Genomic DNA, 14,217 nt, shown 5'->3' with positions numbered 1-14,217 from the left:
AATTAACTACCCCACGTTGGGCGGGGTAGTTAAATGAGTATGGTACTTAATTAGCCTGCAAGTAGTGGGCGTGAAAACGCAGGTGGTCTTCAATAAAGCTGGCGATGAAGAAATAGCTGTGGTCATAGCCCGGTTGCACGCGCAGGGTTAACGGCCAGTCGGTTTGGCGGGCGGCCTCGGCGAGGCGGGCAGGCTGCAGTTGCTCGGCCAGGAATGTGTCACCATCACCCTGATCGATAAGCGTCGGAATGGCATCCCCCGGCTGGCTGGCCTGCATCAGCGCGCAGCTGTCCCATGCCTGCCAGTCGCTGCGGTTATCGCCCAGGTAGGCGCTAAACGCTTTCTCTCCCCACGGAACCTGCGCCGGATTAACGATAGGCGCGAAGGCTGACACGCTGGTATATCTGTCTGGATTTTTTAACGCCATGATCAGCGCGCCGTGACCGCCCATCGAGTGACCGCTGATGGCGCAGCGATCGCTTACGTTAAAGTGCGCTTTCACCAAAGCGGGTAGTTCGTCGCGCAGGTAGTCATACATCCGGTAGTGGGCAGCCCACGGCTGTTGAGTGGCATTGAGGTAGAAACCTGCGCCTTTACCCAGATCGTACCCGGCGTCATCGGCAACGCTGTCACCGCGCGGGCTTGTATCCGGCATGACCAGCACGATCCCCAGCTCGGCCGCTACGCGCTGCGCCCCCGCCTTGGTCGTGAAATTCTCATCGTTACAGGTCAGGCCAGAGAGCCAGTAGAGCACCGGCAGCGGCGCATCGTTCGCCGAGGGCGGAACAAAAACGCTGAAAGTCATCGTACAGTTCAGTACGGCGGAGTGGTGCTGCCAGCGCTGTTGCCAGCCTTCATAGCAGCGGTGTTGTTCGAGCATTTCCATGCCTGTCTCCTCGGATCGTCATACTTTCGTCTGTTTGATTAATCATACAGATAATTCGCAAGCCGGGAGAAACTTTCACTTCCGCATAAAAGCAATATCAAGCATCATAAACGCAACTTTTTATTAACATTTGAGGCTGTTATGGCAGTACGCATTGCCCTGGCCGGGTTTGTAATGCTCATTGTGGCGATGGGGATAGGGCGCTTTGCTTTCACCCCCCAGGTGCCGCTGATGATCCGTGACGGCCAGCTCAGCCTGACCAGTACCGGGCTGGTCGCAGCGATGAACTACCTTGGCTATCTCATCGGTGCGTGGGATGCCATGCGTGCCCGCCATCATGTTGAGCAGAGGCTCTACGTCGGCATCGGCGGGGCGGTGCTGCTGACCTTTCTCTCTGCGCTGGCGGTAAATCCGCTGCTCCACGGCGTGCTGCGGCTGGTTATCGGCGTAATGAGCGGCTGGGCGATGGTGCTGACCGCCGCGTGGGTCGGCGATCGGCTGGCGCATACCGGCAGGCCGGGCCTTAACGCAGCGGTGTTTGCCGGCCCAGGGGCAGGTATTGCCCTTAGCGGTCTGCTGGCGGTGGCGATCCAGGCGTATGGGCTGTCGGCGGCGGCGGGCTGGCTGGTTTATGGCGTGCTGGCGCTGGTGCTTGTTGCGCCGATTGCCCGCGATCTCCCCCGGCCGGGGGCGCTGCACCGCAGCGGCGAGCAGCCGCAGCCGCTGCACCTGACCGGGAATATTACGCGGCTGGCGTGGAGCTACAGCCTCGCCGGGTTCGGCTATATTTTGCCCGCTACCTTTCTGTCGCAGATGGCAGCGCTGCGCTTTCCCGGTAGCCTGTTCGCCCAGTTTGTCTGGCCAGTGTTTGGCGTAGCCGCGGTGCTTGGCATCGCCCTTAGCGTGGCGCTGCGTCATCGCGGTGAGAGCCATCAGCGTCTCGCCGTGGTGCTCTGGCTGCAGGGGGTAGGGGTACTTGCCGCCTGGCTGCTGCCGGGCATGGCGGGGCTGGTTTGCGGCGCGCTGCTGGTGGGCGGCGGCTTCCTCTGTGCGGTCCAGCTGTCGCTGCTTTATGGCCGCGAGCTGGCGGCAGGGCATGCGCGCTATATGGCCGGGCTGCTGACCACCGGCTATGCCGTTGGCCAGCTGATCGGGCCGATGACCTCGGCGCTGTCGACCTGGCTAACCCACCGTCTGGAACCGGCGTTGGGTCTGGCAGGCGCGGCGCTTTTCATTGCCGGAGGGCTGGTTTGGCGGCGTCATGATGAAAGGTAATAGCAATTTCAATAATTATCATGACCGCACCACTAGCTTCTGTCGGCGTCCTCACGCACAATGATTGCGCACTTTGCCCCCTTAGCGGCAAAGGAGAGCATCACTTGCAGGAGAATAAATAATGCCATCACTCAGTAAAGAAGCAGCCCTTGTCCATGAGGCACTGGTCGCGCACGGGCTGGAAACCCCGCTGCGTCCGCCGGTCGACCTGGACAAAGAAACCCGCAAGCGTCTTATTGCCGGACACATGACCGAGATCATGCAACTGTTAAATCTCGATCTGAGCGATGACAGTTTGATGGAAACGCCGCACCGTATCGCCAAAATGTACGTGGACGAGATCTTTTCCGGCCTCGACTACGCTAACTTCCCGAAGATCACCGTCATTGAGAACAAAATGAAGGTGGATGAGATGGTTACGGTGCGCGACATCACGCTTACCAGCACCTGCGAACACCATTTCGTTACTATCGACGGTAAGGCAACGGTAGCCTATATTCCGAAAGATGCGGTAATCGGCCTCTCGAAGATCAACCGCATCGTGCAGTTCTTTGCCCAGCGCCCGCAGGTTCAGGAGCGTCTGACGCAGCAGATCCTTATCGCCTTGCAAACGCTGCTCGGCACCAACAACGTGGCCGTCTCTATTGATGCGGTGCACTACTGTGTGAAAGCGCGCGGCATTCGTGATGCCACCAGCGCCACCACGACCACCTCGCTGGGTGGGCTGTTTAAATCCAGCCAGAACACGCGGCAGGAGTTTTTACGCGCCGTGCGTCACCATAACTGATCCCGTCAACTACGCGCAGGGGCGACGCAATGGAACGAAATGTTACGTTGGATTTCATTCGTGGCGTCGCCATCCTCGGTATTCTGCTGCTTAATATCAACGCCTTTGGCCTACCGAAGGCGGCCTATATCAATCCGGCATGGTATGGCGATATCACGCTGCGCGATGCCTGGACCTGGGCGGTGCTTGACCTTTTCGCCCAGGTTAAATTCTTAACGCTGTTTGCGCTGCTGTTTGGAGCGGGACTTCAGCTGCTGCTCCCACGGGGCAAACGCTGGATCCAGTCGCGGCTTACTCTGCTGGCGCTGCTGGGCTTTATTCACGGCCTGCTATTCTGGGATGGCGATATTCTGCTGGCCTATGGGCTGATCGGCGTGATCAGCTGGCGGCTGGTGCGCGATGCGCCGGGCATAAAGAGCCTTTTTAACACCGGAATTATGCTCTATCTGGTTGGCATCGCCGTGCTGCTGCTGCTGGGCTTTATCTCTGGCAACCAGACCAGCCGCTCGTGGATGCCTGACGCGGCGAACCTCCAGTATGAGCAGTGGTGGAAGACGCATGGCGGTTATGAGGCGATCGACAACCGGGCGGACATGCTCTCCAACAGTCTGATTGCGCTGGGCGCGCAGTATGGCTGGCAGCTGGCGGGCATGATGCTGATGGGGGCGGCGCTCATGCGTAGCGGCTGGTTGAAAGGGCAGTTTAGCCTGCGGCACTACCGTAAAACCGGGGTGCTGCTGATCCTTGCCGGTATGGCGATTAACCTGCCAGCGATTATTGCCCAGTGGCAACTGGGATGGTCATACCGCTGGTGTGCCTTTCTGCTCCAGGCGCCGCGCGAGCTTGGCGCACCGCTGCAAACCATCGGCTATGCGGCGTTGGCCTATGGCTTCTGGCCGCAAATCTGCCGCTGGCGTATTGTGCTGGCGGTGGCCTGTGTAGGGCGGATGGCGCTGAGCAACTATCTCTTACAGACCCTGATCTGCACCACGCTCTTCTATCACCTCGGACTGTTTATGCGCTTTGACCGCTTACAGCTGCTGGCATTTATCCCACCTATTTGGGCCGTGAATATTCTCTTCTCTCTCCTCTGGCTGCGCACTTTCCGTCAGGGACCGGTGGAGTGGCTGTGGCGCAAGCTTACCGCCCGTGCGGCAGGCGTTTCACTCTCCCATACATCCAGATAACGATCTGGATCACAATCATTAACAAAACGGATGTAACCGTTTTCAGTGCTGTGACCTTCCTCACGTAGCGCCGCCGCTCCCCCTGCCAGAATAGCGCTCTTGCTAAACCCAGGGGGAAACTGTGAGCTGCTGCAAACTCATTCAGGAGGCCGGGCATGATTACCATTCGTGACGTGGCCCGTCGTGCGGGCGTCTCTGTCGCGACGGTCTCACGCGTGCTCAATAATAGCGCGATGGTCAGCCCTGACACCCGCGAAGCGGTAATGAAGGCCGTGGCACAGCTGGGTTATCGGCCTAACGCCAACGCTCAGGCGCTGGCGACGCAGGTCAGCGATACGATTGGCGTCGTGGTCATGGACGTCTCTGACGCCTTCTTCGGCGCGCTGGTCAAGGCGGTAGACACCGTCGCCCAGCAGCACCAGAAGTATCTCCTCATTGGTAACAGCTACCATGAGGCGGAAAAAGAGCGTCACGCCATTGAGATCCTCATCCGTCAACGCTGTAACGCCCTGATTGTTCACTCTAAAGCATTAAGCGATGAAGAGCTGGCCGGTTTTATGGAGCAGATCCCCGGCATGGTGTTGATCAACCGCGTGGTTCCCGGCTACGCCCACCGCTGCGTTGCGTTGGATAACGTCAGCGGGGCGGTAATGGCGACCCGGATGCTGCTTGCTCAGGGACATCAGCGTGTAGGCTACCTCGGCTCCAGCCATCAGATTGAAGATAACGATCTGCGCCAGCAGGGCTGGCGGCAGGCGCTGGCGGAGCGGGAGATCACCGCGCCCGAAGGTTGGGTGGGGGTGGGCGCGCCGGATATGCAGGGGGGAGAGGCGGCGATGGTTGAGCTGCTTGGCCGGAATCTGCACCTGACTGCCGTTTTCGCCTACAACGACAGCATGGCCGCCGGGGCGCTGACGGCGCTCAAGGATAACGGTATCGCCGTACCGCAGCATCTGTCACTCATTGGTTTCGATGACATCCCTATCGCCCGCTATACCGATCCGCAGCTAACGACGGTGCGGTATCCCATTGCATCAATGGCCCGGCTGGCGACTGAGCTGGCGCTGCAGGGGGCGGCGGGGGCGCAGGATCTGGCCGCGACGCACTGCTTTATGCCGACTCTGGTTCGCCGTCACTCGGTCGCGCTGCGGCAAACTGTGGCTCCGATCACTAACTCATAACATAGCTGCATGTAACCGTTTTCAATCTGTGAGTAAATTCACAGTATCTTAACAATGCGCTGACTATGATGTCAGCGTTCCAAAGCCTGAAACATTATGTAATACAGGCCGTTCGGCCAGGCATGGTGCATCGCAAGGAACAATCAATAAAGCTTTTCTGGAGCGTTACCGTACACGGAAGACCCAATTTTTAGAGTGACCTTCGGCGACAGTAACGTTTCACTATTCTGCTGCCCGCCGATCTTTATTCACAAGAACTACCCTGCATAAACCGGAGATACCATGAATAAGAAGGTTTTAACTCTGTCTGCCGTAATGGCAAGCATGCTTTTTGGCGCGGCAGCACATGCGGCAGATACCCGCATTGGCGTGACCATTTATAAATATGACGACAACTTTATGTCGGTTGTGCGTAAAGCAATTGAGAAAGATGCGAAAGAGACGCCGGACGTTCAGCTGCTGATGAACGACTCGCAGAACGACCAGTCAAAACAGAATGATCAGATCGACGTTCTGCTGGCGAAGGGCGTTAAAGCGCTGGCGATTAACCTGGTTGACCCGGCAGCCGCAGGTACGGTTATCGAGAAAGCGCGCGGCCAGAACGTGCCGATCGTCTTCTTCAACAAAGAGCCATCCCGCAAGGCGCTGGATAGCTATGACAAAGCCTACTATGTCGGTACCGACTCAAAAGAGTCCGGTATTATTCAGGGCGACCTGATCGCTAAGCACTGGGCGGCGAACCCAACCTGGGACCTGAATAAAGACGGCCAGATTCAGTTCGTTCTGCTGAAAGGCGAGCCGGGCCACCCGGATGCCGAAGCGCGTACTACTTACGTTATCAAAGAGCTGAACGACAAGGGTGTGAAAACCCAGCAGCTGCAGCTGGATACCGCCATGTGGGATACCGCAATGGCGAAAGATAAGATGGATGCATGGCTCTCTGGCCCGAACGCGAACAAAATCGAAGTGGTTATTGCCAACAACGATGCAATGGCAATGGGTGCGGTAGAAGCACTTAAGGCCCACAACAAATCCGCCATTCCGGTATTCGGCGTTGACGCCCTGCCAGAAGCGCTGGCGCTGGTTAAATCCGGTGCGCTGGCCGGTACCGTTCTGAACGATGCCAACAACCAGGCGAAAGCGACCTTTGATCTGGCGAAAAACCTCGCTGACGGTAAAGGCGCGGCTGACGGCACTAACTGGAAGCTGGAAGATAAAATCGTCCGTATCCCTTACGTTGGCGTGGATAAAGAGAACCTCTCTGAGTTCAGCAATAAGTAATTCATTGTTCTGCTTTCACTGGGCGCATCTTGATGCGCCCTTTTATAACGCGATGTGCGAGGCCAACAAGGTATAATTATGGTCAGCGATACTACTCAGTCGTCAGGTGAATTCTTGTTGGAAATGAGCGGCATCAACAAGTCATTTCCCGGCGTTAAGGCACTCGATAACGTTAATTTAAAAGTGCGCCCGCACTCCATTCACGCCCTGATGGGTGAAAACGGCGCAGGGAAGTCAACGTTATTAAAATGCCTTTTTGGGATCTATCAAAAAGATTCCGGCAGCATTCTATTCCAGGGTAAAGAGATCGATTTTCATTCGACCAAAGAGGCGTTGGAAAACGGGATATCTATGGTGCATCAGGAGCTTAACCTGGTGCTGCAGCGGTCGGTGATGGACAACATGTGGCTGGGGCGTTACCCCACCAAAGGTGTGTTTGTCGATCAGGATAAAATGTACCGCGATACAAAGGCGATTTTCGACGAGCTGGATATTGATATCGATCCACGTGCCCGCGTGGGGACCCTCTCCGTTTCGCAAATGCAGATGATCGAAATTGCGAAGGCGTTCTCCTACGATGCCAAGATCGTCATTATGGATGAGCCGACCTCTTCGCTGACCGAAAAAGAGGTCAACCATCTGTTTAAAATTATCCGCAAGCTGAAAGAGCGTGGCTGCGGTATCGTCTATATCTCGCACAAGATGGAAGAGATCTTCCAGCTGTGTGACGAAATCACCATCCTGCGCGACGGTCAGTGGATCGCTACCCAGCCGCTGGAAGGGCTGGATATGGACAAAATCATCGCCATGATGGTGGGTCGTTCGCTCAACCAGCGCTTCCCGGACAAGCAGAACAAGCCGGGTGAAGTGATCATGGAGGTGCGCAACCTGACCTCCCTGCGCCAGCCTTCGATTCGCGACGTCTCCTTCGACCTGCACAAGGGTGAAATTCTCGGCATCGCCGGGCTGGTAGGGGCGAAGCGTACCGATATCGTCGAGACGCTGTTTGGCATCCGCGAAAAATCAGGCGGCACCATCACCCTGCACGGTAAAACCATCAATAACCACACCGCCCACGAAGCGATCAATAACGGCTTTGCGCTGGTGACCGAAGAGCGCCGCTCAACGGGGATCTACGCCTATCTGGATATCGGCTTTAACTCCCTCATCTCTAATATCCAGAACTACAAAAACAAAGTTGGCCTGCTGGATAACAGCCGCATGAAAAGCGACACCCAGTGGGTGATTGACTCCATGCGCGTAAAAACCCCGGGCCACCGCACGCAGATCGGCTCCCTCTCCGGCGGCAACCAGCAGAAGGTGATTATCGGCCGCTGGCTGCTGACCCAGCCGGAGATCCTGATGCTGGATGAGCCTACGCGCGGTATCGACGTAGGGGCAAAATTTGAGATCTACCAGCTGATCGCTGAACTGGCGAAGAAAGAGAAGGGGATCATTATCATCTCCTCTGAAATGCCGGAGCTGTTAGGTATCACCGACCGTATTTTGGTTATGAGCAATGGCCTCGTTGCCGGAATTGTTGACACTAAAACGACAACGCAAAACGAAATTTTACGTCTTGCGTCTTTGCACCTTTAAGATCAGGGGCTTCTCATGAGTGCGCTAAATAAAAAGAGTTTTCTCACTTACCTGAAAGAGGGCGGTCTGTACGTCGTTCTTTTGGTGTTGCTGGCCATTATTATCTTCCAGGATCCCACGTTCCTGAGCCTGCTTAACCTCAGTAACATTCTCACCCAGTCCTCGGTGCGTATTATCATTGCGCTAGGCGTGGCGGGGCTGATCGTTACCCAGGGGACCGACCTCTCCGCCGGCCGTCAGGTTGGTCTGGCGGCGGTGGTGGCGGCGACGCTGCTCCAGTCGATGGAGAACGCCAACAAGGTGTTCCCTGAGATGGCCACCATGCCGATTATCGCGGTTATCGGTATCGTCTGCGTCATTGGCGCGGTTATTGGCCTGGTAAACGGGATTATCATTGCCTACCTGAACGTGACGCCGTTTATCACTACGTTAGGTACGATGATCATCGTCTACGGTATCAACTCCCTCTACTATGACTTCGTGGGCGCATCGCCGATCTCCGGCTTCGACAGCGGCTTCTCGACCTTTACCCAGGGGTTCGTTGCGCTGGGCAGCTTCCGTCTCTCATATATTACCTTCTACGCGCTAATCGCCGTGGCCTTTGTCTGGATCCTGTGGAACAAGACGCGCTTCGGTAAAAATATCTTCGCTATCGGTGGTAACCCGGAAGCGGCCAAGGTCTCTGGCGTGAACGTGGCGCTGAACCTGCTGATGATCTATGCCCTGTCCGGCGTCTTCTATGCCTTTGGCGGCATGCTGGAAGCGGGTCGTATCGGCTCGGCAACCAACAACCTCGGCTTTATGTATGAGCTGGATGCTATCGCCGCCTGCGTAGTGGGTGGGGTCTCCTTCAGCGGCGGCGTGGGTACCGTGCTCGGGGTAGTGACCGGGGTCATTATCTTTACCGTTATCAACTACGGCCTCACCTATATCGGCGTTAACCCGTACTGGCAGTACATTATCAAGGGCGGCATTATCATCTTCGCCGTCGCGCTGGACTCGCTGAAGTACGCGCGTAAAAAATAACCACTTTTTAGCCCAGTTATCAGGCCCGCCGCTTCGGCGGGCTTTTTCGTTACCGCTTCGTTGCTCAGTTTCATGGTAATAAGACATATTTTGTAATATTTTCAGCCAATAATATATCTGCCGCTTCGCTTAAAAAATATATTCGCCTATCTGCTTGATTTGTCGTTATAAGAAAAATATATAGCGCTCAGAATACTCCTGGTATGCTTCGCTGTTGATATTTCCTTGAGTTTTTGACTTGAACCCGGGGGAATTATGACTACAGTTAAACATGCCTGACGGGGGAATGACTTCCCTCTATTTTTAACCAAAACTGTATGTGGAAGGAGTATATTATGGCCCAACAACATCGTGGCGGTTCAGGAAACTTTGCAGAAGATAAACAGCGTGCATCTGAAGCAGGCCGTAAAGGTGGGCAGCAGAGCGGCGGGAACTTCAAAAACGACCCGCAGCGCGCATCTGAAGCAGGTAAGAAAGGCGGTCAAAACAGTCACAGCGGCGGTCGTTCATCCTGACCGTAGCACACATATATTATTTAGTTAATTAAAAACCAATTAAATAAATATGTATTGACTGTCGGTGGCAATCCTGTAATTAGATTTACAGGATTGCCACAATCCCTTATTAAGGATCTATTCCGGCGAGATAAAGAGGAATTAATTATGCCAGCAGTAAAAACCCTTGAAGATCTATTTATTCATGAACTGTCAGACATATACAGCGCCGAAAAACAGATTGCTCGCGCCTTGCCTAAATTAGCTCGTGCGGCAACCTCCGAAAAGCTGGTTACTGCTTTTGAAACGCACCTGGAAGAGACCCGCGGACAGATCGAACGTATTGACCAGATTGTCGAAGTGACAGAGGGTCTGCGTATCCGTCGCATGAAGTGCCACGCCCTTGAGGGGCTGGTAGAAGAGGCGCAGGAGATTATTGACTCCGTTGAAGCCGGTGAGCTGCGCGACGAGGGCCTGATTGGTGCGGCGCAAAAGGTTGAGCACTATGAGATTGCTTCCTACGGTACGCTGCGCACCCTGGCCCTGAAGCTGGGCTACAAAGAGGCGGCTAAACTGCTGGAAGAGACGCTGAACGAAGAGAAACAGACCGACGTGAAGCTGACCGGCATTGCCGAAGGCCAAAAATAAGGAGGCACTATGCGTACTTACTTTGTCAATGTTGAAAAAGACGATCCCTCTGAGTCGCCAGAGTCAGGTGACAAAAAGCCTGAGAAGAAGTAGCTCAGGCCTGAAGAGAACCGGTCAGCCATGCTGGCCGGTTTTTTATTTGCTTGTGGGAATGATAGAGATATGGCCGTTCTGCTCCAGAATGGCGTACTTGATATCGGCTAGCTTATCAATCCCCTGGCCGTTGCGGGCAAAAGCCATAATATCGTCATAGGAGATATCAGCCTGCTTCATTTTCTTCTCCAGCAGCCTGCCGTTTTCAACAAGGATCACCGGCGTACCATCAATGGTTGCTTCAACGCCCGGCAGATACCGCTTCAGGTAGCCAAACAGCATATCCACCACCACCAGCGTAATAATGGTTAGCGCCGCGCCGGTAACGGAAAAATCGTTGCCCAACAGCGCCTGCTGCGTCGCCTCGCTGATAATCAGCAGCAGGATCAGATCGAACGAGGTCATCTGCATAAGCGCCCGCCGTCCGGCAATCTTAAACACCACCATCAACACCAGGTAGATGGCTAATGCTCTGAGTACCATTTCCATATTGCGCTCCTAAGGGTAAGTAAACTGCCAGAAAGAGAGGGCCGGGCCGTTGTTAATGGTAACGGTACTTGTGCTGCTGCCTGGCTGCTGTGGAAGTAGCCCCAGCCAGATCGTTTCCCCGGAGAGCAGGCTGCTGTGCCCATACTCCAGTATCAGATTTTGGCCCTGGCTCCAGGTTTTATCCGGCTGCGGCTGAAGGGTATCGATCTTAAATGCCCGCATAAACTCCCCGCCCAGCGTCACGGTTAGCGTCTCGCCGCCGGCTGCTTTAGCAACTATCTTCATATCCACATCGCTCTGCTGGCGGTTGAACCGCTCGTAGCTTACCGTTAGCGTATTGTCGGCGCTGCTGCGTTCAACGTGGCTAAAGTGACCCCGGGAGAAGAGGCCGCTCAGGGCGGCCAGCACGATGAACAGCAGCACAAAGAAGCCGATGCGGCGGACATTGGCTTCAAAGCTTAACCAGACGTGTTTCTCCCGCACCGGTGGCGGATTCCGATCGGGCGGGGACGTTTTATGCATAGCGCTTTCCTGTTGAGATTATGCCTGCGGCTCTTCTTTAATACCCATCGCCATGACCTGCGCCGGATCGAACAGCGACAGGCTCTCTACCTCATCGAGCAGGATCACCTTGCGGAAATCCAGCGCCGACTGCGGCTCGGTATCGAGGTTGATATTGTGCTTGGCATACCAGGCACTGTAGTTGTTCTCAATATTGAGCTGGTGGGAGTGACGGTCCCGATGACCGCTCAGCATGGGGATCAGCTCAATATTTCTCACTTCGGTATCGTCAAGCGTAGCGCCGTGGATCATGCCAATGTAGACCCGCTGCGACTTAAGAGTGATCCACGCCAGCTGGCCTGTTTCCATACACTGGTAGAGCAACCCCTCGACGCCGTTGCCCCGCGTCAGAAACTTATATAGCTGGCGACGACCGTTGCTGTCGAGACGGGCGCTGCCTGCCCAGTTAGAGCGGTAGAGGCAGAACAGTATGGCAAAGGCGAGCATGATCACCACCGGAGCCTGAATGCCAAGAAAGCTCCAGTTCATGAAGGCCACCTGCAGACGGTGGTCTTCTGTACCAAACCACTGCGGCAGCGCATCCATGCCCATAGATGACAGCAGCAGCAACAGCCACAGCAGGGCGGTGGCGATAATGCCCTGGAGCATAAAGATGCAGCCGTAAAGGGCTACCAAAAAGTAGACGTCCCAGCCAAAGGAGCGGCGTAGTTTAAAGCGGGTAGAGAGATCGCGGCTGGTATACCAGTAGCCGGAAACCATCAATACCATAAATATTGCTGTCGCCATCTTATGCCCTCTTTAGTGCATCAACATGGCGGATAAAATCCTCTTTTACGGCCTGGCTGCGTACGTTAACCCGCGCCCTGCCGTCCTCATCAATAATGATCCGCTCGCCGTCATCGATAGATTCCTGAACGTTGCGGTGATCGGTTACCTGAAGCAGCTTTTCCGGACTGGTGAATAGATAGCGTAGAATTCTCACAATTAATAACCTCCTGTGTCAGTAACAGTATAGATGCCCTGCGGGGGAGGTTAAGAAGTGGCGATATGTAACGGCAAGTGGCATATTTTACAAAATCAATCAAAAGGGGAGAGTTCATGCACGCTTATGTTCATCTGGGGATCGCAATAGTGGCAGAAGTAATAGGTACAACGCTGATGCGCTACTCGGAGGGGTTCACGAAACTGTGGCCGACGGCGGCAACGCTGGGCTGCTATGCGCTAGCGTTCTGGTTTCTGTCCCAGACGATACAGTACATTCCTACCGGCATTGCCTATGCCATCTGGTCCGGGGTGGGTATCGTACTGATTAGCGCCGCGGGATGGATCTTTAGCGGCCAGAAGCTGGACCTGCCTGCCATCGGCGGAATGGCGCTGATTTGTGCTGGCGTACTGGTGATCAACCTCTTTTCTAAAAGCGTTGCGCACTAAAGTGTGAGCTAGAGCAGCCGGAACGCTCGATCTCAGGATGGTTTTAGCTATAGTTAAATTTTGCCGCTGACATATGCCAAGGAGAGGAGTATGTACTCATTTGTTGCGAGACAACCCATTTTTGATAAAAACATGGCGACCGTTGGCTGGGAGCTGCTGTTTCGTGACGGGTTAACCAACCGGTTTCCAGACGTCTCGTCTGAGTATGCGACAAAACAAATTATCTCCGATCTCTTCTTCTCTACGCCGCTGCCGTCGCTGGTGGGCAAGCACGCCTGCTATATCAACTTTCCCGGCGAGATGATCGTGCAGGGCTTTGCCGATGCGCTTCCTCATGACAAGGTTGTCATTGAGATCCTTGAGACGGCTACGCCGAATAACGAACTGCTGGCCGCCGTGCGTCGCCTCTATGCGGGTGGGTTTCAAATCGCCCTTGATGACTTCGCCCTGAAAAGCGAGTGGGAGCGCTTTTTTCCCTACATCAGCATTATTAAGTTCGATATCCAGGCCCAGAGCTTTGCTGAGATAGCTGACTATATTACGCAAAACCGCGACCGGCTGGGCAAGGTTACGCTGCTGGCGGAAAAGGTTGAAACTCAGGAAGAGTTCGATCAATACCGGGCGTTTGGCTTCGACCTTTTTCAGGGATACTTCTATAGCAAGCCAGAGGTGCTGCAAAACAAACGGCTATCGCAAAATAAGGTGTTGCAGATCCAGCTTATTGCCGAGGTCAACGCTCAAAATCCGGATCTGACGAAAATCGAAAACTATCTCAAGAGCGACATCAGCCTCTCCTATACCCTGATGCGCTACGCCCGCAATGTGGTCTATAACACGCGCGGCATTGAGATGGTAAAAAACAGCACCCTCAAGGATACGCTGCTCTATCTTGGCTTTAACGAGCTGCGTCGCTTTGTCTCGATCTCCTGCCTGACCAGCATCGCCAACGTGAAAACGACCGAGCTGTACCATATGAGCCTGGTAAGAGGGATGTTCTGCGAGCTGCTTGCCAAAGCGGCGGGACGAGAGGCGCTCTCTCATGACGCCTTCTTCTGCGGTCTGTTTTCACTGCTGGACGCTATTCTTGGCATCGCGCTGGAGGATCTGGTTAAGCAGATCGCCCTCTCCGAGCGGGTTACGCAGGCTCTGACCGAGAATGCTGGCGTGCTCTATCCGTTCCTGGATCTGGCCCGTCTCTATGAACAGCAGCGGTGGGATGAGGTTAACGCCGTGGCAAAATGCCTCGGTCTGGCGCCTGAAGCGGTAATAGAGATCATGAAACGCGCCACCGCCTGGGCAGACAACATCGCCTTCTGAG

16 protein-coding genes are annotated in these 14,217 nt (G+C 55.0%); 11 read left to right on the top strand and 5 right to left on the bottom strand.

Annotated elements, in window-relative coordinates; translation table 11 throughout:
- Positions 1 to 46: 46 nt before the first annotated feature.
- Entirely contained in the window at positions 47 to 886 is an 840-nt protein-coding gene (gene fghA, locus RTX96_RS01730) for an S-formylglutathione hydrolase (protein WP_312669942.1), read from the bottom strand.
- Positions 887 to 1,027: 141 nt separating this feature from the next.
- On the opposite strand from fghA, the gene RTX96_RS01725 reads away from it, so the two are divergent.
- The 9 genes from RTX96_RS01725 (at position 1,028) to RTX96_RS01685 (ending at position 10,364) form a co-directional block, all read left to right on the top strand.
- Positions 1,028 to 2,161 (top strand): YbfB/YjiJ family MFS transporter, encoded by a 1,134-nt coding sequence (locus tag RTX96_RS01725; RefSeq protein WP_312669941.1) that lies wholly within the window; start codon positions 1,028 to 1,030, stop codon positions 2,159 to 2,161.
- A 121-nt stretch (positions 2,162 to 2,282) separates the two neighbouring features.
- Complete coding sequence (gene folE / locus RTX96_RS01720) at positions 2,283 to 2,948, top strand: GTP cyclohydrolase I FolE (RefSeq protein WP_103819072.1); 666 nt, start codon at positions 2,283 to 2,285, stop codon at positions 2,946 to 2,948.
- A gap of 29 nt (positions 2,949 to 2,977) precedes the next feature.
- Positions 2,978 to 4,135 carry a DUF418 domain-containing protein YeiB gene (gene yeiB / locus RTX96_RS01715; RefSeq protein WP_312669940.1) on the top strand — a complete coding sequence of 386 codons (1,158 nt, stop codon included), beginning with the start codon at positions 2,978 to 2,980 and terminating at the stop codon, positions 4,133 to 4,135.
- Between the two features lie 155 nt (positions 4,136 to 4,290).
- The gene (galS, locus tag RTX96_RS01710) at positions 4,291 to 5,316 is read left to right on the top strand and encodes an HTH-type transcriptional regulator GalS (RefSeq protein ID WP_312669939.1); all 1,026 of its coding nucleotides are present in this window, start codon (positions 4,291 to 4,293) and stop codon (positions 5,314 to 5,316) included.
- 282 nt (positions 5,317 to 5,598) lie between these two features.
- Positions 5,599 to 6,597, top strand: coding sequence for a galactose/glucose ABC transporter substrate-binding protein MglB (gene mglB / locus RTX96_RS01705; RefSeq protein ID WP_103819075.1), 999 nt, complete (start codon positions 5,599 to 5,601; stop codon positions 6,595 to 6,597).
- 78 nt (positions 6,598 to 6,675) lie between these two features.
- Positions 6,676 to 8,196, top strand: coding sequence for a galactose/methyl galactoside ABC transporter ATP-binding protein MglA (gene mglA / locus RTX96_RS01700; protein WP_042389728.1), 1,521 nt, complete (start codon positions 6,676 to 6,678; stop codon positions 8,194 to 8,196).
- 15 nt (positions 8,197 to 8,211) lie between these two features.
- Positions 8,212 to 9,222 (top strand): galactose/methyl galactoside ABC transporter permease MglC, encoded by a 1,011-nt coding sequence (gene mglC, locus RTX96_RS01695; protein ID WP_312268225.1) that lies wholly within the window; start codon positions 8,212 to 8,214, stop codon positions 9,220 to 9,222.
- A gap of 335 nt (positions 9,223 to 9,557) precedes the next feature.
- A complete protein-coding gene (locus RTX96_RS01690; RefSeq protein ID WP_042389732.1) occupies positions 9,558 to 9,737 on the top strand; it encodes a general stress protein in 180 nt (59 codons plus the stop codon).
- 147 nt (positions 9,738 to 9,884) lie between these two features.
- Positions 9,885 to 10,364, top strand: coding sequence for a ferritin-like domain-containing protein (locus tag RTX96_RS01685; protein WP_103819077.1), 480 nt, complete (start codon positions 9,885 to 9,887; stop codon positions 10,362 to 10,364).
- A gap of 135 nt (positions 10,365 to 10,499) precedes the next feature.
- Here the strand turns inward: RTX96_RS01685 and RTX96_RS01675 are convergent, their stop codons facing one another.
- The 4 genes from RTX96_RS01675 to RTX96_RS01660 are packed head-to-tail and all read right to left on the bottom strand — an operon-like array spanning position 10,500 to position 12,453.
- Complete coding sequence (locus tag RTX96_RS01675; RefSeq protein ID WP_312669938.1) at positions 10,500 to 10,946, bottom strand: YetF domain-containing protein; 447 nt, start codon at positions 10,944 to 10,946, stop codon at positions 10,500 to 10,502.
- 9 nt (positions 10,947 to 10,955) lie between these two features.
- Positions 10,956 to 11,468 (bottom strand): hypothetical protein, encoded by a 513-nt coding sequence (locus RTX96_RS01670; protein WP_103819079.1) that lies wholly within the window; start codon positions 11,466 to 11,468, stop codon positions 10,956 to 10,958.
- Between the two features lie 18 nt (positions 11,469 to 11,486).
- Positions 11,487 to 12,254 (bottom strand): hypothetical protein, encoded by a 768-nt coding sequence (locus RTX96_RS01665; RefSeq protein ID WP_103819080.1) that lies wholly within the window; start codon positions 12,252 to 12,254, stop codon positions 11,487 to 11,489.
- A gap of 1 nt (position 12,255) precedes the next feature.
- The gene (locus RTX96_RS01660) at positions 12,256 to 12,453 is read right to left on the bottom strand and encodes a hypothetical protein (protein ID WP_103819081.1); all 198 of its coding nucleotides are present in this window, start codon (positions 12,451 to 12,453) and stop codon (positions 12,256 to 12,258) included.
- Between the two features lie 113 nt (positions 12,454 to 12,566).
- Here RTX96_RS01660 and RTX96_RS01655 point away from each other — a divergent pair, with 113 nt between their 5' ends.
- Both RTX96_RS01655 and RTX96_RS01650 read left to right on the top strand, forming a co-directional pair.
- The gene (locus RTX96_RS01655) at positions 12,567 to 12,899 is read left to right on the top strand and encodes an EmrE family multidrug efflux SMR transporter (protein ID WP_312669937.1); all 333 of its coding nucleotides are present in this window, start codon (positions 12,567 to 12,569) and stop codon (positions 12,897 to 12,899) included.
- Positions 12,900 to 12,989: 90 nt separating this feature from the next.
- Positions 12,990 to 14,216, top strand: coding sequence for an EAL domain-containing protein (locus RTX96_RS01650; RefSeq protein WP_312669936.1), 1,227 nt, complete (start codon positions 12,990 to 12,992; stop codon positions 14,214 to 14,216).
- Position 14,217 lies beyond the last annotated feature (1 nt).

Origin of the sequence: Pseudescherichia sp. (genome assembly GCF_032052675.1) — a bacterium.
Taxonomy (GTDB): Bacteria; Pseudomonadota; Gammaproteobacteria; order Enterobacterales; family Enterobacteriaceae; genus Pseudescherichia.
This window is presented reverse-complemented; position numbering and strand designations above follow the sequence as displayed.